At 36.8% G+C, this 23,201-nt stretch carries 20 protein-coding genes; 12 read left to right on the top strand and 8 right to left on the bottom strand.

The features are described from left to right. Positions 1-5 precede the first annotated feature (5 nt). From ICJ83_RS12385 to ICJ83_RS12400, 4 genes are all read left to right on the top strand, one after another. Positions 6-1,604: a sodium:solute symporter family transporter gene (locus ICJ83_RS12385; protein WP_188230716.1), complete on the top strand. Its 1,599-nt coding sequence runs from the start codon at positions 6-8 to the stop codon at positions 1,602-1,604. A gap of 2 nt (positions 1,605-1,606) precedes the next feature. Next, positions 1,607-2,197 (top strand): L-rhamnose mutarotase, encoded by a 591-nt coding sequence (locus ICJ83_RS12390; RefSeq protein ID WP_188230717.1) that lies wholly within the window; start codon positions 1,607-1,609, stop codon positions 2,195-2,197. Continuing rightward, on the top strand, positions 2,187-3,263 hold the full coding sequence (locus ICJ83_RS12395) for a Gfo/Idh/MocA family protein (RefSeq protein ID WP_188230718.1): 1,077 nt from the start codon (positions 2,187-2,189) through the stop codon (positions 3,261-3,263). The genes ICJ83_RS12390 and ICJ83_RS12395 overlap by 11 nt, the downstream gene beginning before the upstream one ends. Positions 3,264-3,333: 70 nt before the next feature. Further along, entirely contained in the window at positions 3,334-4,563 is a 1,230-nt protein-coding gene (locus ICJ83_RS12400; RefSeq protein ID WP_188230719.1) for an enolase C-terminal domain-like protein, read from the top strand. 179 nt (positions 4,564-4,742) lie between these two features. Here ICJ83_RS12400 and ICJ83_RS12405 read toward each other — a convergent pair whose 3' ends face one another. The 6 genes from ICJ83_RS12405 to ICJ83_RS12430 form a co-directional block, all read right to left on the bottom strand. Next, the gene (locus ICJ83_RS12405) at positions 4,743-5,498 is read right to left on the bottom strand and encodes a 3-keto-disaccharide hydrolase (protein ID WP_223154770.1); all 756 of its coding nucleotides are present in this window, start codon (positions 5,496-5,498) and stop codon (positions 4,743-4,745) included. Positions 5,499-5,511: 13 nt separating this feature from the next. Beyond that, on the bottom strand, positions 5,512-6,564 hold the full coding sequence (locus tag ICJ83_RS12410; protein WP_188230720.1) for a sugar phosphate isomerase/epimerase family protein: 1,053 nt from the start codon (positions 6,562-6,564) through the stop codon (positions 5,512-5,514). A 14-nt stretch (positions 6,565-6,578) separates the two neighbouring features. Next, positions 6,579-7,724 carry a Gfo/Idh/MocA family protein gene (locus ICJ83_RS12415; RefSeq protein WP_317173289.1) on the bottom strand — a complete coding sequence of 382 codons (1,146 nt, stop codon included), beginning with the start codon at positions 7,722-7,724 and terminating at the stop codon, positions 6,579-6,581. Positions 7,725-7,763: 39 nt separating this feature from the next. Then, positions 7,764-8,972: an MFS transporter gene (locus ICJ83_RS12420; RefSeq protein WP_188230721.1), complete on the bottom strand. Its 1,209-nt coding sequence runs from the start codon at positions 8,970-8,972 to the stop codon at positions 7,764-7,766. A gap of 25 nt (positions 8,973-8,997) precedes the next feature. Continuing rightward, positions 8,998-9,954 carry a sugar phosphate isomerase/epimerase family protein gene (locus ICJ83_RS12425; protein ID WP_188230722.1) on the bottom strand — a complete coding sequence of 319 codons (957 nt, stop codon included), beginning with the start codon at positions 9,952-9,954 and terminating at the stop codon, positions 8,998-9,000. Between the two features lie 110 nt (positions 9,955-10,064). Beyond that, positions 10,065-11,093, bottom strand: coding sequence for an AraC family transcriptional regulator (locus ICJ83_RS12430; protein ID WP_188230723.1), 1,029 nt, complete (start codon positions 11,091-11,093; stop codon positions 10,065-10,067). 90 nt (positions 11,094-11,183) lie between these two features. Here ICJ83_RS12430 and ICJ83_RS12435 point away from each other — a divergent pair, with 90 nt between their 5' ends. From ICJ83_RS12435 to ICJ83_RS12465, 7 genes are read left to right on the top strand one after another with little or no spacing between them, the layout of a single operon-like run. Beyond that, on the top strand, positions 11,184-12,908 hold the full coding sequence (locus ICJ83_RS12435) for a GMC oxidoreductase (protein WP_188230724.1): 1,725 nt from the start codon (positions 11,184-11,186) through the stop codon (positions 12,906-12,908). Between the two features lie 9 nt (positions 12,909-12,917). Continuing rightward, positions 12,918-13,517 carry a gluconate 2-dehydrogenase subunit 3 family protein gene (locus ICJ83_RS12440; protein ID WP_188230725.1) on the top strand — a complete coding sequence of 200 codons (600 nt, stop codon included), beginning with the start codon at positions 12,918-12,920 and terminating at the stop codon, positions 13,515-13,517. A 14-nt stretch (positions 13,518-13,531) separates the two neighbouring features. Continuing rightward, the gene (locus ICJ83_RS12445) at positions 13,532-14,326 is read left to right on the top strand and encodes a 3-keto-disaccharide hydrolase (protein WP_188230726.1); all 795 of its coding nucleotides are present in this window, start codon (positions 13,532-13,534) and stop codon (positions 14,324-14,326) included. A 3-nt stretch (positions 14,327-14,329) separates the two neighbouring features. Then, a complete protein-coding gene (locus ICJ83_RS12450) occupies positions 14,330-15,274 on the top strand; it encodes a formylglycine-generating enzyme family protein (protein WP_188230727.1) in 945 nt (314 codons plus the stop codon). 24 nt (positions 15,275-15,298) lie between these two features. Continuing rightward, positions 15,299-16,624 carry a Gfo/Idh/MocA family protein gene (locus ICJ83_RS12455; RefSeq protein WP_188230728.1) on the top strand — a complete coding sequence of 442 codons (1,326 nt, stop codon included), beginning with the start codon at positions 15,299-15,301 and terminating at the stop codon, positions 16,622-16,624. A 13-nt stretch (positions 16,625-16,637) separates the two neighbouring features. After that, positions 16,638-17,561, top strand: a complete 924-nt coding sequence (locus tag ICJ83_RS12460) for a hydroxypyruvate isomerase family protein (protein WP_188230729.1) — start codon at positions 16,638-16,640, stop codon at positions 17,559-17,561. A gap of 47 nt (positions 17,562-17,608) precedes the next feature. Next, on the top strand, positions 17,609-19,051 hold the full coding sequence (locus tag ICJ83_RS12465) for a Gfo/Idh/MocA family protein (protein ID WP_188230730.1): 1,443 nt from the start codon (positions 17,609-17,611) through the stop codon (positions 19,049-19,051). A 33-nt stretch (positions 19,052-19,084) separates the two neighbouring features. Here the strand turns inward: ICJ83_RS12465 and azu are convergent, their stop codons facing one another. Together azu and ICJ83_RS12475 are read right to left on the bottom strand one after the other, a co-directional pair. Next, positions 19,085-19,600, bottom strand: a complete 516-nt coding sequence (azu, locus tag ICJ83_RS12470; protein WP_188230731.1) for an azurin — start codon at positions 19,598-19,600, stop codon at positions 19,085-19,087. A 163-nt stretch (positions 19,601-19,763) separates the two neighbouring features. Beyond that, complete coding sequence (locus ICJ83_RS12475; RefSeq protein ID WP_188230732.1) at positions 19,764-21,356, bottom strand: NADP-dependent glyceraldehyde-3-phosphate dehydrogenase; 1,593 nt, start codon at positions 21,354-21,356, stop codon at positions 19,764-19,766. Between the two features lie 261 nt (positions 21,357-21,617). Between ICJ83_RS12475 and ICJ83_RS12480 the strand changes: the two genes are divergently transcribed. Continuing rightward, positions 21,618-23,177, top strand: a complete 1,560-nt coding sequence (locus ICJ83_RS12480; protein WP_188230733.1) for an arylsulfatase — start codon at positions 21,618-21,620, stop codon at positions 23,175-23,177. Positions 23,178-23,201 lie beyond the last annotated feature (24 nt).

The following is a 23,201-nucleotide window of genomic DNA, read 5'->3' on the forward strand; positions in this document are numbered from 1 at the left end:
ATTAAATGAATTCTATCCATATATTCGACTTACTAGTCATTGTTGTTTACATAATAGGCATAGTACTTATAGGCCTTTGGTATTCGCGTAAAAAAAAGAAAACTAGCGAAGGCTATTTTTTAGCTGGCAAAACTTTAACGTGGTCTGTTATAGGCGCGTCGCTCTTTGCTTCCAATATCTCGACCGTACACTTGGTTGGTTTTGCCGAATCAGGATTTAGAGAAGGTTTAGTTTGGGGAAATTTCGAATGGTTTTCGGCGTTTGAACTTTTAATCTTAGCCTTTGTATTTATTCCATTCTACCTTAGAACCAAAATAACAACCCTGCCCGAGTTTCTTGAAAAACGTTATGACGGACGCTCTCGTATTATTCTGGCTATTTTTAGTATTCTAGCTGCTCTCTTTATGCACATTGGTGTAAGTTTTTATGCCGGGGCAGTAGTTTTTGATTATATCTTTGGAATTGATATTTGGATATCTATTCTTATTATAGCTATAGCAACCGGTATTTATACGGTTATTGGCGGCTTATCTTCCGTAGTAATCACAGAAACTGTACAAACGATTATTTTAATTTTTGGATCTTTAATTATCCTGATTTTGGCCATATTAAAACTACCAGAAATCGGAATTCATTCCTACGAAGCATTGAAGGAAGCTGTAGATCCAGACCGATGGAACGCCGTAGGTTTTAATCCTGAAAAAACTGGTTTTACGTTTAGTGATATTCTTCTAGGTCATCTAATTTTAGGTATATGGTATTGGTGTACAGATCAAACTATTGTGCAACGCGCTTTAGGAGCAAAATCAGAACAACAGGCAAAACTAGGAGCCATATTTGCGGGTTTCCTGAAAATTCTACCAGTTTTTCTAATGATTGTTCCTGGCATTTTGGCTTTTGCATTATTTCATGATCAAATTGGAGACGACACCAAGAACGTATTACCCATTATGATTATGGAATTAATGCCTTTAGGTCTTAAAGGACTTATGATTGCCGCCTTGCTAGCTGCCGTAATGAGTAGTGTGGCCGCCGCCCTTAACAGTTGTTCGACTCTAATTGTATACGATGTTTTTGAAAAAATAAAACCAGGACTAAACGATAAAACCAAAATAAAAATCGGAAGAATTACAGGCGTAACAGTACTTACACTTGCGACAATTTGGTCACCTTTTTTAGGAAATCTAGGCGCCATATTCGAACTCATAAACCAAATGTTTAGCATTTTTGCGCCATCAATCGTAGCTGTTTTTCTTTGGGGTATTATTTACCGAAAAGGAACAGCCAATGCGTCATTTGCTACACTTTTAATTGGAAGTTTGTTTGCTGGAGCCGTTTTCTTAATTGAAAAATACGCCACTATTAATGGTATCTCAAATTTTATTTCAAATTCAGAAGGACTTGGAATAAACTGGTTAAGACAAACCTATTTGTTTTTTGTAATTTCTTCGGCAATCTATTTTATCGTTTCCTATTTTGACACCTCGAACCAAAATGTATCTGGCGAATTTTACTTGAAAATAAAGAACCCATCAACTGTAGTAAATATTTCCGCCATTACGTTAGTCGTTATCATGTTAATTATATATACAATATTTTTCTAAAAATGACAGATATACAGACTAATAAATATTGTTACGCTGGATATTCTCCACAAAAAAAATTTGAAAAATGGTCAGGTAATCAAAACGACCTGAACGCTTATTGCCTAGAAAATGTTACGTTTGTAATTAATACTTCAATAACAACAAAAAAAAACGATTTACAACCTTATTTTTTGGATGTATTTGGTCCATTAAAATGTATATTTAAAAAGCCGGAAACAGATATAAATAAAGATCTGGTAACAAAAAATAAAACATTTGTATTTACCCTAAAATTAAAGCAAGACCCCTATCTTTTAAAGGAATACATTAACATACATAAGCCTGAAGCTGTTTGGCAGGAAATTATTAAAAACATGGACACCATGGGGGTTTTGAACATGGAACTTTTCCTTCATGAATATCGTGTATTCATGATTATGACTACAATTGAAAAATTTAATGCAGATACTGCTTTTAAGCAATGGAGCTCATTACCCAGAGAAAAAGAATGGCAAAACTACGTTTCAAAATTCCAACATGTTGATGATCAGGAAAAAATTCTGGAAAAGTGGCGCATAATGAAACCAATACAAAAAATCAATGAATATTAAACAACATATCAATATACCAACCACTTCTCGCCCTATCGTAATAATTGGAGCCGGAGGTATTATTAAAGATGCTCATTTACCTGCCTACGAGATAGCAGGATTTAAAGTCTTGGGGATATTTGATATTGACAATAGTAAAGCTAAAGAGCTGCAATCTTCATTTGAAATAGTTAATCAGGCCTACCTCTCAGTCGATGATGCTATAAACGATGCTGTTAAGCATAATGCCATATTCGACATAGCGATTCCTGCATCGAAGTACTTGGAAATACTAAAAATGCTACCAAAAGGTGCTACAGTACTGCTACAAAAACCTTTAGGAGAAACCTTAAAAAACGCTAAGGAAATTCATTCTCTTTGCGAAGCAAAAAACATAACAGCTGCCGTAAATTTTCAATTGCAGTTTGCGCCTTATATAATAGCAGCCAAACACTTAATAAACGAAGGCTCACTTGGGACGGTTTACGATATGGAACTCATGGTTAACGTAAATACGCCTTGGCATTTATGGGATTTCCTATTCGATTTACCTCGCGTTGAAATTCTTTATCACAGCATTCATTATTTTGACCTGATACGCGGATTTTTAGGCAATCCAGAAAAAGTTTATGCCAGCACCAGAAAACACCCAAAAATGCAAGAGCTGGCTTCAACGCGAACCACAGCTATTTTAGATTACCCAAATAATGTTCAAGCCCGAATAATAACAAATCACGGGCATGATTTCGACACAAAACACCAAGCTTCTTATCTCAAAATTGAAGGCACCGAAGGTGCTATTTATATCCAAATTGGCGTTTCACTAGACTACCCAAATGGGAAACCTCCTAAATTTGAGTATTATCTCAATTCTGAGCCTGAAAAAGGCTGGCAGGAACTTGCATTAGAAGGCAAATGGTTTCCTCATGCTTTTATAGGTACTATGGCAACGCTTCAAAATTATTGCATTGATAAAAGCACAACAATGCCACATAGTATTAATAAAGCACTGGATACAATGAAATTAGTTGAAGCGGCTTACATCTCAAATGCTTCGGGCGGCACTCTATTTGAAACTATAAAATAAATTAACGAATTGTAAAAAGTTTGTGTTTTTAAACAAACACATCCTAAAAAAATAAAAGAATAAACCTAAAATGAGTACTATTAAAATTATAAAAGGAACATCCTCAGACACGAGATTCCCTCTTGAAAATGGAGCTGGATCAGATGCCGTTCACCTTACCCCAATTTATGCTTACGCCATCTGTAACCTTGAAACAAACACTAACATTAAAGGTACGGGTCTTGCTTTTACTTTAGGCACAGGAAATAAACTGGTATGCGATGCCATAGACTATTTGGTAAAACACGTTGAAGGTAAAGATATAGAGGAATTGATGGCCGATTTTGGCTCCTATTACAAAGCTATGGCCGACGACCCTAACTTTAGGTGGTTAGGACCTCATAAAGGCGTAGTACATTTAGCTTTGGCAGCGGTTGTTAATGCCTGTTTCGACTTATGGGCTAAATCCAGACAAGTACCTTTATGGAAATTATTAATAGACCTTTCACCTGAAGCCATTGTCAACACCCTCGATTTTTCATTTTATGAGGATATTTTACCTAAAGAAGAAGCCTTAACACTTTTAAATGAGCAACAAAAAGGTATTAAAGATAGAAGTCGCCTATTAAAAACTGGATATCCAGGTTACGACACATCGATTGGGTGGTTTAATTATTCCGATGAAAAAGTAGTCGAGAATATAAAAAAAGCCATGGACCAAGGGTTCACTGCAATGAAATTGAAAGTTGGATCAAAGGAAGCACAACGCGATTTACGCCGCGCTGAATTGGTAAGAAAAACAGCTGGAGATGCTGCTACGATTATGTTCGATGCAAACCAGCAATGGACCTTGCCTCAAGCTATTGATATTTGTACTGAATTAAACCAATTAAATCCTTACTGGGTAGAAGAACCAACACACCCCGACGATGTTTTAGCACATGTAACCTTAGCCAATAAAACTCAAGTAAAAATCGCTTTAGGTGAACATGTTCCTAATAAAATAATATTTAAAAACTTTATACAAAGTGGCTGCATGTCTTTTAATCAGGTTGATGCTGTTAGGGTAGGTGGAATTTCAGAATTTATTTTAATCAGTTTATTATCTAAAAAATTCAATATTCCAGTAGTGCCACATGTTGGCGATATGGGACAGATTCATCAGCACATGGTGTTGTTCAACCATATTTCATTGAATCTTCCCGTAGTTTTATTAGAGCATATTCCGCATTTACGCGGCAAATTCAAGCATCCTGCAATTATAGAAAATGGTCGTTACTTAGTTCCTCAAGAACCAGGTATGAGCAGCGATTTACTGTAATACAATTACAAAAAAAGAGGCTATCTAAAAAGTCGCAAAACTTGTGTCAGTCTGAATTTATTTCAGAATTTCATATCGTTAAGTATCATATTTAATGAGAACCTGAATCAAGTTCAGGTTGACTAAAGTTGTCCTTTTTAGATAACCTCTTCTTTTTTTTAGTTTATAATTTTTATAATTTAATTAAGCGCTCTAATTTTTATGTTTTTATACCATACTTTATCACCGTGATCTTGCAGTCCAATATGTCCTGTATGATGAACACCAAAGCCTTCCCATCCTTTAAATTTAGAATTTTCAACCAAATCTTCCCATGGTTTTCCTTTCAGTGGGAATTCAACGATTTCCTTTCCATTTAAGGTAACCGAACCATGATTAGCGTTGTAATCTATTTTTAATACACAGGCATTCCATTGACCTGCTGGTTTACATACATCATATTTAGGCTGAACCAAATCGTATAGTGCCCCCGCTTGATGGAATTTAGGATTCTTAAACGCATCTGGATGACGTTCATTATCTAACACCTGTATTTCTGGTCCTGTTTGATATGGCTGATTAAAAGCCTCGTCTTCAGAAACTCCCCAAAAAAAACCGCTATTTCCTCCTTCAGATATTTTCCACTCTAAGTATAATTCAAAATTGGTATACTTCTTTTTGGTTATAATATTCCCTCCGCCTTTTTTAGGCATAAAAACCATAGCTCCATCTTCAATAGTCCAGCTCTCAGGCATCTGTTCCATTAAATACCCTCGCCAACTATCCATCGAAGTTCCATCAAAAAGAATTTCCCACTTACTCGTTTGATATGATTCTTTTCCATGTTCTATCACCACACCCATGACTTCGTTTTGAATTTTAGCCTCATTATCTTTTTGATTCTTACAGGCCACTAAGCCCATCACTAACCAAACTAATATCTTTATTTTTGTCATCCTTACCATCTATTTAAAGTCCTAAAATGTTATCTAAATTATCTTCATTTACATCTCCTCCCGAAAAATCATCAAAACTGCGTTTTGCAGCTTCAATAATGTGGTTTTGAATAAACGCTGCTCCTTCCTTAGCGCCTTGTTCAGATGATTTTATACAGCACTCCCATTCCATAACAGCCCAAACATCGCAGCCATATTGCGTTAACTTTGAAAAAATCCCTTTAAAATCGGTTTGTCCATCACCTAGAGAACGGAAACGCCCAGCTCTGTCTATCCAATCTGAATAACCACCATAAACGCCCTGCTTTCCTGTTTTATTAAACTCGGCATCTTTAACATGAAACGCTTTAATATGCTGGTGATAGAAATCAATAAAAGCTAAATAATCCAATTGCTGTAAAACAAAATGACTTGGGTCGTAAAGAATATTCACGCGATTATGATTATTAGTTGCCTCTAAAAAACGCTCAAAAGTAACTCCGTCATGTAAATCCTCTCCTGGATGAAGTTCATAACAAACATCGACCCCTTGTTCATCAAAATGATTTAAAATAGGCATCCAACGCTTGGCCAAAGCTTCAAATCCCTTTTCGACTAATCCGTGTGGTCTTTGCGGCCAAGGATACATGGTGTGCCAAAGTAAAGCTCCCGAAAATGTGGCGTGAGAATTCAAGTTTAACCTTCTACTTGCAGTACCAGCATTTTTAACCACATTTATAGCCCATTCGGTTCTCGCTTTAGGATTGTTTTTGACTTCTTTTGGCGCAAAATTGTCAAACATAACATCGTAACATGGATTTACAGCGACCAACTGACCTTGTAAATGCGTTGAAAGCTCTGTAATTTCAAGTCCATAAGCGTTTATTTTACCTTTTAGGTCGTCGCAATACATTTGACTTTCGGCAGCCTTATCTATGTCGATGAGTTTCGGTTCCCAAGTAGGAATCTGAATGCCTTTGTATCCAAGATTAGCGGCCCATTGACATAAACCATCCAGACTATCATAAGGCGATTCGTTACCCGTAAATTGTGCTAAAAAAACTCCTGGTCCTTTAATTGTTTTCATTTTGCTGTAGATTTTTAATCTATTATTACCCAGTCTGCATTTTTCTTGTCACTTTCAACAGAGGCATAAATAAATTTCATTCCTCGCACCCCATCATCCACAGAAGGGTAATCTGGTGCATTAACAGATTCTCCTTTTAAATATGCTTGTAAATGGTTTGCAAAGTTTTTATAAATATTTGCAAAGGCCTCTAAATACCCTTCTGGATGTCCTGCCGGAATTCTTGAAGCTGTAACAGCTTCAGGGTATAAATCAAATCCTTGTGGTGTAAAGATTTTTTTAGGTTTATCCAGCCATCGCGTAATTAATTCGTTAGGGTTCTCCTGGTGCCATTCTAAACTCCCCTTTTCACCATAAATCTTTATGGCTAAATTATTTTCTTCACCTAAGGCAATTTGAGAAAACGACATAGTGCCTTTCGCACCATTTTCCATCCTGATAAGCACATTACCATCGTCGTCTAGAACTCTACCTTCACCAAAACGACCAAGATCGGCAGCCAATTCATTTATTTTGAGACCAGAAATGTATTCTACTAAATTTTCAGCATGTGTTCCAATATCACCTAAAGCTCCTCCAATACCAGATTTTTTGGGATCAACTCGCCATGCTGCTTGTTTATGGTCTGATTTTTCCAAGGCGGTAGATAACCATCCTTGTAAATATTGAACTTGTATTTTCCTAATGGCACCTAAATCTCCGTTGGCAATCATAGCTTTTGCTTGTTTAACCATCGGGTGCCCGGTATAATTATGAGTTAGTGCAAATAACTTACCGCTCTTGTTTACTATGCTTTTAAGTTGAAATGCTTCATCTAAAGTTAGTGTCATTGGCTTATCGCATACCACATGAAAACCATGCTTTAAAGCCATTTCTGCTGGTGGATAATGCATGTGATTAGGGGTGACAATAGCAACAAAATCCATTCTTTCATCTTCAGGAAGTTCCTTTTCTTTTAAAATCATTTCCTGAAAACTGCCATAGCAACGATTATCAGGAAGAAAAAGAGCCTTTCCCGAAGCTTTCGACTTTTCGGCATTACTACTAAAGGCCCCACATACCAATTCTATCAACCCATCGATAGAAGCCGCTTTTCTATGCACATCTCCTATGAACGATCCCTGGCCGCCACCAATCATTCCCATTCTTAATTTTCTCACACTACATTTATTTTAAATTATACTATTTAAAAAACACGATTAAACTCTAAACTTTTCCAATTTTTTTCGATTCAAAAATAAAATACCAAACAATAAAATTAACCCCATTGGAAAATACGCTATATTACCTAAAGCTATCTGACCCGCAAGTAGTTCGGCTTGATCTAATCCTAACCCAGATTCTAACGCGGTTGCTTTGGCATTATCTAACCAAGAGCCTATAACCGGTTGCCAGATGCTTGTTGCGAACATACCTGCTCCCCCAATTAACGACATTCCTAAAGCACCAGTTTTTGGAATATACTCACTAACAAACCCAATCATGGTTGGCCAAAAATAACATACTCCAACCGCGAATAATATGGCTGCAACATACACCATACTTCCTGTCGCCGTACTCATTAAAAATATAGCTAACGTTGAAATTACCGCCGACATTAATAATACACCAGGTGGATTTAATTTATGAATTACTGGTCCTGCAAAATAACGGCCTACCGCCATTAACCCAGTTACCATTGCTAATATAAGCATGGGGCTTGCTCCCGAATTGCCTAATATTTTTTCAACCCATTGTTGTGTCCCTAATTCGGTGGTAGCCGTAAGCGTCATGCACAACACCATGAAAAGGAACAATGGAGACAAAAGGCTTTTAATGTTGACTTTTGTGTCAGAAACCATATTTTCATTTTTAGGAAATGTTTGTCCGAAAAATAAAAGCCCATAAAGCAAGGTTGGAATTAGCATAATTCCTATTTGGTATTGCCAACCCATATTCAAATCGGTCATAAATTTTGAAACCAAAGCACCTAACACAATCCCTCCCGGAAACCATACATGAAATTTGTTCAGCATAGTTGTACGGTTAGTGGTAAACATATCTGCAATAAGAGGATTACAGGCTGCTTCAACGGATCCATTTGCAAAACCAATAAAAAATGTTGATATAAGTAATGTCCAGAAACCTCCCGCAAGAATAGTTAATACAAGCCCTAACAAATGCGATATAAAAGCGATAACCATAAGTTTTCGGGCTCCTAAAGAATTATATACCAGTCCTCCGAAAATTGTAGCTATTGGAAACCCCAAAAAAGCCATGCTATTTATCCAGCCTAACTCCGTATCTGTTAACTGAAAATTACTTCCTAGTTGACTTAATATACCTGCCCTAATAGCAAAAGTCATGGCTGTTACTATTAAAGCGATACAGCTAGCAACAAAAAGTCGGTTTTTATTAATTGTATTCATTCAATGCTTATTTAGTCGTGGTGCGTTAGTTGTTTATAAGTTTTTCGAGCAAGGCTTTCGTAGCTAATATACCGTCGACTTCATTTAATCGACTTCCTTCATACTCAACACCTATATAGCCTGAATATCCAGCATCCTTTATAATCTTAAGCATTTTATCAAAATCAATTTTAGTTTCATTTCCATTAGCATCAAAATCGTAAGATTTGGCACTTACTGCTTTTGCAAAGGGCATTAATTCTTTAACACCTTTATATCTATCATATGCATCTTCACAATTATGCACATTACCTTTCATGCAAAAATTCCCAAAATCTGGAAGGGTTCCACAATTAGACATATTAATCTTTAACATAACCTCAGCCAACCAACTACCGTTCGAGGTTAAACCGCCATGGTTTTCAACAATAACATTTATATTTTTTTCTTTTGCATAAGTTGCTAATTGACTTAAGCCTGAAACGGCCTGTTCCCTTTGAGCTTCGTAACCACCATCACCTTTAGCATTAACTCTAATCGAATGGCACCCCAAAGCAACAGCGGCATCAACCCATTTTTTATGATTTTCGACTGCTTTATGACGTTCCTCGACACTACTAGAAGCTAAATTCCCTTCACCGTCAACCATGATCAGCAAATTTTTCACACCATGGGCTTCACTTTCGGTTTTGAGACTGTCAATTACCGCATCCATACCAATATCTTTGATTGCTCCATTATATAATGCACTTACATATTCAATAGCCTCAAACCCCAATATCTTGGCTTCCTTGGCAAAATCGAACGGACTCAATTCTTTACTATGTATTTTTTTGTGCAAGGACCACTGTGCTAAAGAAATTTTAAAGGAAGTATTATTTGCACTCGAAGCATCCAGCTCTTTATTCGCTACTTCTTTTTTCTTTAGCTCTCCACAAGAAAAAAGACTTAATGCTAATAACATTACGACTGTAGCTTGTACTTTTAAGAAATTTATATCCATTGGTTATTTACATTAATTATTGTGAAAATAAAAAATCAACAACCAATTTCTGTTTATTTTTATTCAGTGAAAGAATTTATACAACTAAAAAAACAACACGTCTTCTTTCTTTAAGCCGTATTACTTACTCTAAAATAATTTTCTCGATATTCCTGAGGCGTGCATTTTTCATGCTTTTTAAATACCGTTGAAAAATACTGACTTGTTGAAAACCCACAACTAAAAGCAATTTGAGAAACACTTAAACCTGCGTTTTCCACAAGTAGTTTTTTAGACCACTCTAAACGTCGCATCATCAAATAGCGCATTGGTGTTAAATTAGTTAATCGCTTGCAGTGATGTGTAAATCTGGTTAAACCCACACCTGCCGATTCGGCCATTTTACCAATTGTCCAATCATCGGACAAATTTTTCTCCAGTTCATCCAAAAACAACTGCACACTTCTAGAACTATCAATTAGCTCATCATTTAACTTAACGTCATCGGCATTTAATAGATCTAACAACAAAACCAACAAATAATTAATTTGCAAACGCAAATAAGAAGCATTACTACCCTGATTATCAGTGTTAACTAAATAACTTATTTGCTTAAAACAATCTCGAATTCTACTATCGGCTTTCCAGTGAATTTTTTCGTTTTGACGTAAAATAGCAGTTAAGCGCTCCAAATCAGTTGGTGCTAACACAATCCAGTCTGGCCAAACCCATTTTTGATGCGGCCTGCGAACACCTAAGTCCAAAATGACCCAATAAAATTTCCCCATACCAATCTCCGGATTACCAACCTTATGCATTTCCCAAGGCCTGGTAATCGTTAAACTATTGGGACGCAACACCATATCTTTACCTTCCTGAGAATAAGGCATAGTACCAGATTCTAAAAAATGTATTTCAACCCCCTCATTTCTATGCCAATCCAAACCCCAATCCTGAGGCTCATTAGCATCCCAATACCCTACACTATTCAAACCTAAGGTGTCCTCAGTTAAACGATCGCCAGGATAGGTATATCTTGCCAAAGCTTTAAACTTTAATTTATTCCTATTTACGGCGTCAACCAAAGGCAAACACGTATCGGCATGATACACCACACCTTCAGCTTCAAATGGAGCTATTTCCTGTATATTTACTTTCACTGAAAAAAAATGAACATTAATTATGTGCAAAATAACTATTTTGCCTATAAATAAAAATTTCACTTCAACAAATTCCAACTAAAACCAATAATGAGCTTAAATAATTTAAATGCTTCCGGAGAATCTTACGACGCAATCGTTGTAGGAACAGGAATATCTGGAGGATGGGCCGCTAAAGAACTTTGCGAAAACGGATTAAAAACCCTAGTTCTTGAGCGTGGAAAAATGATTAATCACCCAACGGATTACCACACAGCCCACCTCGACCCCTGGGATTTACCTAACGCAGGTGCCCCTACTCAAGAGCAGCTTAAAAGAAAGCACAAACAAAAACGTTCAGGCAATTATATCATGTATACAGCGCAACAACATTATTTTGTTGACGACCTCAAGCACCCTTACAATGAAGATCGCCGTTTCGATTGGATTAGAGGTTACCACGTTGGTGGCCGCTCCATTATGTGGGGACGACAAAGCTATAGACTAAGCGATATTGATTTTGAAGCTAATAAAAAGGATGGACATGGTGTAGATTGGCCTGTACGCTACAAAGACATTGCTCCCTGGTACAGCCACATTGAAAAATTTATTGGTGTTAGTGGCGAAGCACTTGGACTAAAACAGTTACCAGATAGTGAGTTCTTAAAACCTATGGAACTCAATTGCGTGGAAAAAGATTTAAAAGAAAAAATAGCCAAACACTTCGACGATCGTGTTTTAACTATAGGACGTTGTGCCCATGTCACCGAAGGCACGAAACCTGGTCTTGGTCGAACCACTTGTCAATACCGAAGTCGTTGTATGCGTGGTTGTCCTTATGGTGCATATTTTAGTAGCAATTCATCAACACTACCTACAGCTGAAGCTACAGGAAATATGACCTTAAAAGCCAATTCTGTTGTTAGTGAAGTTATTTACGATAATGACTTAGGTAAAGCCACAGGTGTTAAAGTTATTGACGCCGAAACTAAAGAAGCACATATATTTAAAGCGAATATCATTTTTTTATGTGCCTCCGCAATGGCTTCTGCAGCAATTTTGTTACAATCAAAATCAAAACGATTCCCTAACGGTTTAGGAAACGACAGTGGAGAACTTGGCCACAATATTATGGACCACCATTTTAGAGTAGGTGCCAGAGCGACAGTAAAAGGTTTTGAAGACAAAATCAATAAAGGTCGTCGTCCTAATGGTATTTATATTCCTCGATTCAGAAATATAGGAGGAAAAACAAATACGTCTAATTTTTTGCGCGGCTACGGTTATCAAGGCGGTGCGTCGCGAAACGGTTTAAGCGAATTAGTTTCAGAGATAAAATACGGCGAACAGTTAAAAGAAGAAATCCTAAAACCAGGAACATGGTCTGTTGGCTTAATCGGATTTGGAGAAACACTTCCAAACCATAACAATCGTATGTATTTAAATTACGATAAAAAGGACGAATGGGGGCTTCCTACAATTACATTCGATGCAGATTTTGGCGAGAACGAACTAGCCATGCGTGAAGACATGAAAAATGAAGCTGTAAAAATTTTAAAAGCTGCAGGCTATAACGATGTTCAAGGATATGATCAAAAAGAGGGAAGAGCCATGGGGCTTGGCATTCACGAAATGGGAACTGCCCGTATGGGTCACGACCCAAAAACTTCAGTTTTAAACAAACACAACCAGATACATGCCTGCAAAAACGTATTTGTTACCGATGGTGCTTTTATGACCTCAGCCGGATGCCAAAACCCTTCGTTAACCTATATGGCTTTTACAGCAAGAGCAGCAAACTATGCGGCCGACGCCTATAAAAAAAACAAACTTTAATCCCATATTATGAAACGTAGAGAAGCTTTAAAAAACATAGGATTAACAAGCGCATTTTTTGCCGTGACACCAACCGTTATCAACTTATTACAAAGTTGTACTGCCGATGTAAAATCCTGGATTCCTGTTTTTTTAAGTAAAGAACAAGGAACAGCGCTGACTATATTTTCAGATATTATTTTACCAAAAACCAAAGGCTTACCATCGGCATCAGAGCTTAATATTCCAGAGTTTATAGACAAATATATCTTGGAGGTTTTTACAGAAGAAAATCAAATCCATTTCAACACTGCACTTAATCATATAATTCATTTATTAAAACCCAGTGAAACTTCCTCTATAGAAGAAGTCAAGATTGAAAACTACAAAGTCCTTTTAAATGAATATTTACTTACAAAAGATGAGATCGACCAAGAGCGCGAAGCCAAGCCTGAAGCTTTAGGATTTACAACATCTGAATTTCTAAATACATTGAAATCCATGACTATTAATGCCTACCGAACTTCCGAATTTATAGGTGAGCAAGTACTCGCATACGACCCTATCCCGGGAACCTTCTACTGCAGTGATTTAGAAGAACTCACCAATGGCTTCAGTTGGTCATTATAACACTATTACAACAAATGAACTTCATAAAAACCTTAAAACAAACGTTATTGCTAACAACAATAATAGTAAGTATTACAAACTGTCATTATAAACCAAAACAACAGATTAACAAATGGCAACCCCTATTTAATGGCAAAGACTTAAATGATTGGATAGTAAAAATTAAAGGATACCCCTTGGGAGAAAATTATAATAACACCTTTATTGTTGAAGATGGCGTCATGAAAGTTAATTACAAAGTATATGATTCTTTTAACAATGCATTTGGACACATTTACTACAAAACACCGTTCAGTAACTATAAATTTAGAATGCAATACCGCTTTACCGGAGAACAATTACAAGGCGGTGCGGGTTGGGCGAAAAGGAACAGTGGCGTTATGATTCATTGTGAAGACCCAAAAAATATTGGTATCGATCAAGATTTTCCAGTATCAATCGAAGTGCAACTTCTTGGCGGTTTAGATGCAGGTGAACGCCCTACAGGTAACCTATGTACACCAGGAACACATGTCGTTATCGACAATTCTTTATACACACCACATTGTATCAACTCTTCTTCTCAAACCTATAATGGAGACCAATGGGTAACGGTAGAAATTGAAGTCAGAAATGACTCTATTATCAAGCATTTTATCAACGGAGAAAAGGTCTTGTCATATACAAAACCACAAATTGGCGGTGCTGTTGATTACAACAAAAACTACTGGAACGCCCTAAAAAATACACCTCTCAAAAAAGGTTATATCTCTTTACAAAGTGAAAGTCACCCAGTAGAGTTTAAAAACATTGAGCTATTAGAACTATAACCTATGAAACAGCTATTAATCATCTTACTATTTGTTTGGACTTCGAATTATAATCTTTTTGCTCAAGCTGAAGTTTTCCAAAGCTATTCTCAATCTGTTCCAGGCACAGAGATTGCCATAGAGCTAGTTGCTGTCTCTGGTGGCACATTCAACATGGGAAATGCCAATGGCAATTTAGACGAACAACCCGTTCACAAAGTTTCCGTTAATGACCTTTGGATGGGCAAATATGAAATCACCTGGGAGCAATACGATGCTTTTGTTTATGCCACATTTGAAGATTCTCAATTTCAAGACAAATCGAAACTAGAAGCTTTAGGGATCGACGCCATTTCAGGAGCCACTCCGCCATATGTAGATATGAGTTTTAATATGGGGAAAGGCACACACCCTGCGGTAAACATGACCCAATACGCCGCCTTAATGTTTTGTAAATGGCTTACCTCCAAAACAGGTATATTTTACAGATTACCAACAGAGGCCGAATGGGAGTATGTTTGTAAAACTAGTAATACCAAAAAAGACAACCTAAACGACATAAGCTGGTACGACGGTAATAGTGAAGAAAAATATCATGAAACTGGTAGCAAATCGGCTAACAACTTAGGTATTTATGATTTACTTGGCAACGTTTCCGAATGGGTTTTAGATCAATATGATGAAAATTATTATAAAAACTCCACAGAAGATAACCCTTGGAATAAGCCTACAAAACTATATTCACGAGTATTGCGAGGGGGCTCTTGGAAAGATACATCAGACAAGATATGTTGTACATCAAGACAGGCATCAAACCCAAAATGGAAACGCAGAGACCCACAGATCCCTAAAAGTAACTGGTGGCATACCGACGCACCTTTTATAGGATTTAGAGTTGTTAGACCTAAAATACAACCTTCAAAAGAAGAAATAAAAACCTATTGGCTTAAAGCCATACCCGACTTTTAAAACAAACTAAATAACACCACAATAATGCAACACAAAAAAATTTCCAGACGACACTTTGTTAAAGAAACTTCTTTAGCAACGGGCGGTATTTTACTTAGCACTTCAGTTCTTGCAGCAAACTTAAACCTTAAAAAAGAAAAAACTTTAAAACTTGCACTTGTTGGTTGTGGCGGAAGAGGCACTGGTGCGGCTGTCCAAGCCCTTAAAGCCGACGACAATGTAAAATTAGTTGCTATGGCCGATGCTTTTGAAGATCAAATTGAAAAATCGCTTTCTAGTTTGTCTCAAATCTACGATAACAGCCGTTTAGCAGTAAAACCTCATAAAAAGTTTGTAGGATTTGGTTCTTATAAAAAAGCTATAGATGAAGCTGATGTTGTTATATTAACAACACCTCCAGGATTCCGACCTTTACATTTTGAATACGCCATTAAACAAGGCAAACATGTTTTCATGGAAAAACCTGTAGCTACAGATGTTGCAGGGATAAAAAAGGTATTGGAAGCAGCCAAACTTGCTAAAGACAAAAAACTAAATGTTGTTGTAGGTTTACAACGCCGCTATCAAGCAGAATATTTAGAAGTTAAAAAACGTATTAATAATGGTGACTTAGGAAATATTCTTTCCGGACAAGTTTATTGGAACGGCGCAGGTGTATGGGTTCGCCCCAGACAAGCTGGCATGACCGAAATGGAGTATCAAATGAGAAATTGGTATTATTTTAATTGGTTATGTGGCGATCATATTTTAGAACAACACATTCACAATATAGACGTAGCCAATTGGTTTATAGGAGAACATCCCATTAAAGCACAAGGCATGGGAGGACGACAAGTAAGAAACGGAAAAGATCACGGTCAAATATTCGATCATCATTTCGTTGAATTTACCTATCCTAGCGGAGCCATAATTTCAAGCCAATGCAGACATCAACCTGGTTGTTTTAGCCAAGTTTCAGAAACATTTCAGGCCACACTAGGAAATTCTTATACCGGAGGAGGTAACACGGCTATTTTAAAAGATTACGGTGGGAATACCATTTATAAACATAATGGCGAGCATGATGAAAACCCATACCAGGTAGAACACAATCGACTTTTTGCCGCCATAAGAAACAAAAGAGAAATAATTAATGACGCTGAAATTGGAGCTAATAGTACCATGACCGCTATAATGGGACGTATGGCAACCTATTCGGGAAAACTTATTACATGGGATGAAGCCATGGATTCGAATTTAGAATTGGTTCCAAATGAAGATTTATTAGACTTCAGCACTACACCGCCTGTGGTTCCAGATGCAGATGGTAATTACCCAATTCCTGTTCCAGGAAAAACGACATTTTATTAAAACATCGCAATTTATGGAAAGAAGAGATTTTATAAAAAAAACAGCTACGGCAACATCCATTTTAGGTGCAGGATTAACAGGTCTTCATGCTACAGAAACAAACAAAACCAACAACGGGAGCCATAATTTTAAACTAAAATACGCACCACACCTGGGGATGTTTCAAAATCTTGCCGGAAATAACCCCGTAGATCAATTAAATTTTTGTGCCGATCAAGGTTTTACTGCTTTCGAAGATAACGGTATGAAAAACCGATCGAAAGACACTCAAGAAAAAATGGCCAACACCATGACCAAACGAAATATCACCATGGGTGTATTTGTTGCGCATCAAATTTACTGGAAAGAACCTACACTTACTAGTGGCAATCTGGATAAGCGGGAAGAATTTTTAAACGACATTAAAACATCTGTTGAAGTTGCTAAACGGGTAAACGCCAAATGGATGACAGTAGTTCCCGGTCATTTAGATTTAAGACAAAACATGAGCTACCAAACGCAAAATGTTATTGAAAGCTTAAAACAAGCTTCAGATATTCTTGAACCTCACAACTTAACCATGGTTTTAGAACCTCTCAATTTCAGAAATCATCCAGGGCTATTTTTAAGCGAATCACCTCAGGCCTATCAAATTTGTAAAGCTGTAGATTCTCCTGCTTGCAAAATTCTTTTTGACATATATCACCAGCAAATTCAAGAAGGAAATTTAATTCCGAATATTGAACAATGCTGGGACGAAATAGCCTATTTTCAAATAGGTGATAACCCGGGACGTAAAGAACCTACTACTGGCGAAATCAATTACAAAAATGTGTTCAAATTTATTCATTCTAAAAAGTATAATGGTGTGCTAGGTATGGAACATGGAAACTCCATGAAAGGTAAAGAAGGAGAATTAAAAGTTATAGCGGTTTACAAGGATTCTGATAATTTTTAAATACTTTTTTAAGACTTAATAAGTTTAAACCAAAAAGCCTAAATTTTATGAAAAATAATAAAAACGCTATTAACCGTAGACATTTTATAAAACGTACCGCTTTAACCGGAATAGGCATAACTATTATACCTCGACGTGTTCTAGGCAAGGGTTTTACAGCCCCCAGCGACAAGTTAAACATTGCGGTAATTGGTGGTGGTGGCAAAGGGTACACCGACGCTATCCACTCTTGGAACAATGATAAAAACAACATAACAGCCATATGTGATGTAGACTGGGGACAGTCTAAAAGACTCATGGATAAGTTTCCTAATGCTGCAAAATATAAAGATTTTCGAAAATTATTTGAAGACAATAACGATTTTGATGCGGTAACCATTTCAACTCCCGATCACACGCATGCGGTTATAGCCATGGCTGCAATGCAATTAGGCAAGCACGTTTACGTTCAAAAGCCATTAACTCATAATATATACGAAGCACGCACCCTTACAAATGCAGCAAACCGATACAAAATTGTATCCCAAATGGGAAACCAGGGCGCTTCAGGCCATGGTGTAAAACAAATGATAAAATGGTTTGACGCTGGTCTTATTGGAACCGTTAGTGAAGTACAGGCTTGGACAGACAGACCGGTTTGGCCACAAGGTATTGAGCCTCCAACTGAGAAACCCACACTTTTAAATAGTTTAGACTGGGATTCTTGGATTGGTCCAGCCCAATGGGTAGATTACCATCCGTCATATCATCCATTTAAATGGCGAGGATGGTGGAATTTCGGCACCGGTGCTTTAGGAGATATGGGATGCCATTTAATGGATCCACCTTACAGAATCCTGGGACTAGGCTACCCTACAGAAGTAGAAAGTAGTGTTGGGGCTATCTATAAAAAACTTTGGGAACCAGAAAATAATCCAGAATCCTGTCCACCGTCTTCAAGAACACAATTAAAATTCTCTGCTACCACTAAAAATAAATCGGATGTAACTTTAACATGGACCGACGGCGGCTTAAGACCGTTCCATCCTGAACTCATACCAGCAGACCATCCTATTGGAGAAAACAATAGTTCCAATGGCGTGCTTATGATAGGAGACAAAGGCATTATGACCTGTGGAACATACGGAAGAAATCCAAAAGTTTATTTAAATAATGGAGATGTTTTAACACCAAATGATTTAGGAACAAATATTTTACCCGAACATGGTCATCATACCGCCTGGATAGAAGCCTGTAAAGAAGGTTATGGAAAAGAAAAGCACCAGGCTTTAACCTCCTCGTTCGATTATGCCGGCCCCCTTACTGAAACTGTTTTAATGGGAAATTTAGCTATAAGAAGTTATATGCTAACCAAACCTAAAGGAGACAATAAGGTTGATTACCCTGGTAGAAAAAGACTGTTATGGAATGGAGAACAGATGAAAATAACAAATTTCGATGAGGCCAACCAATTTGTAAAAAGAGAGTACAGAGCCGGTTGGTCATTATAACTTACGGCTCTATGTTTAATAAAAGTAAAAGTGTTAATCAACAATAAATTTACCATTCATCATCGTGTAATGCCCTGGAAAACTGCATAAAAAAGCATACTCTCCAGAAGCAGGAGCTTCAAATTCAATAGTAGTTGTTTCTCCTCCACCAATAAGTTTTGTATGGGCTATAACCTGATCTTCATAATCTACCGGAATATACTCTGTAGCTCTAGCATTTAAAGCCTCAATAGCAAATTCTTCTAAATCAGCACCTTGTTTTAAAAGCACAAAATTATGCCCCATTACATTTTTATCCAATTTACCGGTATGCCTAAGTGTCAATTTTACTTTTTTACCGGCTTTTACTCGAATTTCAGATTTATCAAACTTCATTAAATCATCACCTGAAATCACCACATTATTGACATCTTCCTCTACTGACTTTTTAGATTCTTCAGTTTTTTCCTCATATGAAAAGCCTTCTTTTTTCCTTTCTTCTTTTCCTCTGCAACATACCAACACGGTTACTGATAATACAGAAACCAAAAAATACTTAATCAATTTCATTTTTAGGGTTTTAATTTATCTCAATTTAGTTATAAACATATTTCTTTCGGAAGATAGTTAAATAACCGAAATTTCTTGTATAAAATTGTTCAATGAAAAAATTATAAATACAATTCTTTCATTGAACTTACTAAAGTTGTGCTTAAACTTAATAGACTCTCTTTTACAGAATATAATCGGTACTAATAAAATTAGACACCTTTTTATCCAGAAGTTCATTTAAAATCGCTTTGTTGTATGCGTTATCCTTTGATGCCACAAAAGTTCTTATTGAAAAAGAGCGTAAAGCATCATGAACACTCAATGTTCCATAAGCAGAATCTTTTCTTCCTGTAAAAGGATAAACATCTGGCCCTCGCTGACAAGAACTATTAAGATTTACCCGACACACCAAATTCACCAAGGTATCAATTAATGGCGCTAACGTGTGTACATTCTTTCCAAACAAACTTACTTGCTGTCCATAATTAGACTCGGCCATATCATCTAATGGCTCTTCAATATCTTTAAAAGACACCACTGGAATTACCGGTCCAAATTGCTCTTCCTGAAATACGCGCATCTCTTTGCTTACAGGAAATAAAACTGCAGGGTAAATAAAATTTTCAGTAACCTCTCCGCCTTTGTCATTTAAAATTGCTGCACCCTTTTCTACAGCATCATCAATTAATTCTTGAATATAGGCTGGCTTATCAACTTCGGGTAACGGGGTTAACTTAACCCCTTCTTCCCATGGATTTCCAAACTTTAATTGATCGACTTTATATGAAAAACGCCTATTAAATTCTTCTACAACAGATTCATGTACATAAATCACTTTTAACGCCGTACAACGCTGCCCGTTAAACGATAGTGTGCCCGCAATACATTCGTCGACTGCCAAGTCTAAATCAGCATCTGGTAAGATAATTGCTGGATTTTTGGCTTCCAGACCTAAAACCATACGAAGTCGGTTACCTTTAGGGTGTTGCGACTGTAAGGCATTTGCCGATTTACTATTCCCAATTAAGGCCAAAACATCTATTTTGCCTGACTGCATGATTGGAGTAGCCAAAACACGACCACGCCCGTAAACCACATTCACAACTCCTTTGGGAAAACTACTTTGAAAAGCCTCCAGTAACGGCGAAATTAATAGCACACCGTGTTTTGCAGGTTTAAAAATTACGGTATTCCCCATAATTAATGCAGGTATAAGCAAAGAAAAGGTTTCATTAAGAGGATAATTATAAGGGCCTAAACAAAGTACAACCCCTAGTGGTCCACGACGAATATGGGCATAGACCCCATCATTTTTTTCAAACTTCGCGGAGTCTCTATCAATTTGCTTGTAAGCTTCAATAGTATCATAGATATAATCTACGGTTCGGTCGAATTCCTTTTCCGAATCCGGAAGGTTCTTACCTATTTCCCACATTAAAAGCTTAACCACTTCATCGCGCTTGGTTTTCATCTGCTCTACAAATTTGGTCATACAGACGATTCTATCCTCAACTTTCATGGTTGGCCAAAGTCCCTGACCTTTATCAAATGCTTCCAAAGCAGAATTTAAGGCTGATTGAGCTTCCTCCTCACCCAATTGAGGTATAGTACCTAAAAGTGTGGGTTTATAGGTTTCGGTTGAAGAAATCGTGGAATAAACTTCGGCAGTTTCGCCATGCCATTCCTTAAGTTCACCTGACACCAAATAACTGTTTTGATGAGTAAGTCCTGTGATTTTATAGTTGTCGGGAATTTCAGCTGTTTTTGTCTCCATAATCTAATTTTATTAGTTTAAAAAACTAGATTAAAGGTAATTATAAAATAGCGAAAACCATTTCGATTTAATCGATATCCTACCAAAAATAAATTATAGTTAAGATTAAAATTAAATCTTCAAAAAAACCATATAGCTATATCGTTTTCGAATGTTAAAACTACAATAACAACCCCCACATATATTTAATTTCGTTGTTAGAATATCTTAATTACTTGTATATTGCAAGCCAACTAATTCTAACACCAAATTTTTTCTATTATGATAAAATTCAACGTTTATCTCCTAACTCTTTTTACTATATTTTCTTGTAATACTAACGATAAAAAAGCTGAAACAACCCCTCCCAATATTATCTATATTCTGGCAGACGACCTTGGCTATGGAGATTTAGGTGCCTACGGGCAAGAGCATATCGAAACACCAAACATTGATTTGCTGGCAAAAAACGGAATGCTGTTTACCCAACATTATAGTGGTGCTCCAGTATGCGCCCCTGCTCGCTCATCGTTATTAACAGGTACCCATTTAGGACATTCATATATTAGAGGTAACGACGAATGGCAACGCGGAGAACCTGGTGATGTTTGGAATTACCGAAAAGTGGCTGCAGATTCTACATTAGAGGGACAACGACCATTACCTGAAAACACTATTACATTAGGCACATTATTACAAGAAGCAGGATATAAAACCGGGATGTTTGGCAAATGGGGACTTGGTGCCCCTCATACACATTCTATCCCAACGAATATGGGATTCGATTATTTTTTCGGTTATAATTGTCAGCGTCAAGCACATACCTACACACCGCTACACCTTTACGAAAACGAAAAGCGATATCACTTGGCTAATGATACAGTCGCTCCAAACACTAAACTTGACAAAGGTGCCGACCCAAATAATGAAGCCAGCTACAATAAATACACACAACCATTTTATGCCCCTGATATTTCTTATAACAAAATGATTTCCTTCTTGGATTCAGTTAAAAAAGATGAACCTTTTTTCATGTATTGGGCATCACCAATTCCGCATATGCCATTACAAGCACCAAAACGTTGGGTAGATTATTACGTTAAGAAATTTGGAACTGAAGAACCGTATGTAGGAAACAGAGGTTATTTCCCTAACAGATATCCTAAAGCAACTTACTCAGCCATGATTTCGTATTTAGATGAAAATGTAGGTAAACTTATTTCGCATTTAAAAGAAACGGGGAAATACGATAATACGTTAATCATTTTCACTTCCGATAATGGGCCAACCTATAATGGCGGGACTGATTCACCTTGGTTTGATAGTGCCAGACCATTTAACAGCGAATACGGACGTGGGAAAGGTTTTCTTTATGAAGGCGGTATTCGGGTTCCTATGATAGCTTCTTGGCCGGGAAAAATCACCCCAAACACTAAATCAAATCATATTTCTGCATTCTGGGATGTACTACCTACTTTTTGTGATATTGCAAAAATAAAAACACCTGAAAACATAGATGGCATTAGTTTTTACAACACACTTGTTGAAAATAAAAATCAAAAGAAACACGACTATCTATATTGGGAATTCCCAGAATATAATGGACAAGTTGCCATTAGAATAGGTAACTGGAAATTAATATGGAAAAACATAAAAAAAGGAAATACCGATGTAGAATTATACGATCTAAGTAACGACCTTAAAGAAGAAAACAATATTGCTGAAGCTCATCCCGAAATTGTTGAGCGTTTATTCGAAATAATTAAAAAAGAACATACAACAGCAGAAATCGATAAATTTAAAATTGAAGCGATAGAAAATCTAGTAAATAGTAATCATTAAAAAAAAGAGCGGTTTAAAAACCGC

Origin of the sequence: Aestuariibaculum sediminum (genome assembly GCF_014596945.1) — a bacterium.
GTDB classification, from domain to species: domain Bacteria; phylum Bacteroidota; class Bacteroidia; order Flavobacteriales; family Flavobacteriaceae; genus Aestuariibaculum; species Aestuariibaculum sediminum.

What these genes read in the sequence shown, in the direction of transcription:
- ICJ83_RS12385 (WP_188230716.1), top strand. Translation starts at nt 6, where the DNA reads ATGAATTCTATCCATATATTCGACTTACTAGTCATTGTTGTTTACATA.
- ICJ83_RS12390 (WP_188230717.1), top strand. Translation starts at nt 1,607, where the DNA reads ATGACAGATATACAGACTAATAAATATTGTTACGCTGGATATTCTCCA.
- ICJ83_RS12395 (WP_188230718.1), top strand. Translation starts at nt 2,187, where the DNA reads ATGAATATTAAACAACATATCAATATACCAACCACTTCTCGCCCTATC.
- ICJ83_RS12400 (WP_188230719.1), top strand. Translation starts at nt 3,334, where the DNA reads ATGAGTACTATTAAAATTATAAAAGGAACATCCTCAGACACGAGATTC.
- ICJ83_RS12405 (WP_223154770.1), bottom strand. Translation starts at nt 5,498, where the DNA reads ATGACAAAAATAAAGATATTAGTTTGGTTAGTGATGGGCTTAGTGGCC.
- ICJ83_RS12410 (WP_188230720.1), bottom strand. Translation starts at nt 6,564, where the DNA reads ATGAAAACAATTAAAGGACCAGGAGTTTTTTTAGCACAATTTACGGGT.
- ICJ83_RS12420 (WP_188230721.1), bottom strand. Translation starts at nt 8,972, where the DNA reads ATGAATACAATTAATAAAAACCGACTTTTTGTTGCTAGCTGTATCGCT.
- ICJ83_RS12425 (WP_188230722.1), bottom strand. Translation starts at nt 9,954, where the DNA reads ATGGATATAAATTTCTTAAAAGTACAAGCTACAGTCGTAATGTTATTA.
- ICJ83_RS12435 (WP_188230724.1), top strand. Translation starts at nt 11,184, where the DNA reads ATGAGCTTAAATAATTTAAATGCTTCCGGAGAATCTTACGACGCAATC.
- ICJ83_RS12440 (WP_188230725.1), top strand. Translation starts at nt 12,918, where the DNA reads ATGAAACGTAGAGAAGCTTTAAAAAACATAGGATTAACAAGCGCATTT.
- ICJ83_RS12445 (WP_188230726.1), top strand. Translation starts at nt 13,532, where the DNA reads ATGAACTTCATAAAAACCTTAAAACAAACGTTATTGCTAACAACAATA.
- ICJ83_RS12450 (WP_188230727.1), top strand. Translation starts at nt 14,330, where the DNA reads ATGAAACAGCTATTAATCATCTTACTATTTGTTTGGACTTCGAATTAT.
- ICJ83_RS12455 (WP_188230728.1), top strand. Translation starts at nt 15,299, where the DNA reads ATGCAACACAAAAAAATTTCCAGACGACACTTTGTTAAAGAAACTTCT.
- ICJ83_RS12460 (WP_188230729.1), top strand. Translation starts at nt 16,638, where the DNA reads ATGGAAAGAAGAGATTTTATAAAAAAAACAGCTACGGCAACATCCATT.
- ICJ83_RS12465 (WP_188230730.1), top strand. Translation starts at nt 17,609, where the DNA reads ATGAAAAATAATAAAAACGCTATTAACCGTAGACATTTTATAAAACGT.
- azu (WP_188230731.1), bottom strand. Translation starts at nt 19,600, where the DNA reads ATGAAATTGATTAAGTATTTTTTGGTTTCTGTATTATCAGTAACCGTG.
- ICJ83_RS12475 (WP_188230732.1), bottom strand. Translation starts at nt 21,356, where the DNA reads ATGGAGACAAAAACAGCTGAAATTCCCGACAACTATAAAATCACAGGA.
- ICJ83_RS12480 (WP_188230733.1), top strand. Translation starts at nt 21,618, where the DNA reads ATGATAAAATTCAACGTTTATCTCCTAACTCTTTTTACTATATTTTCT.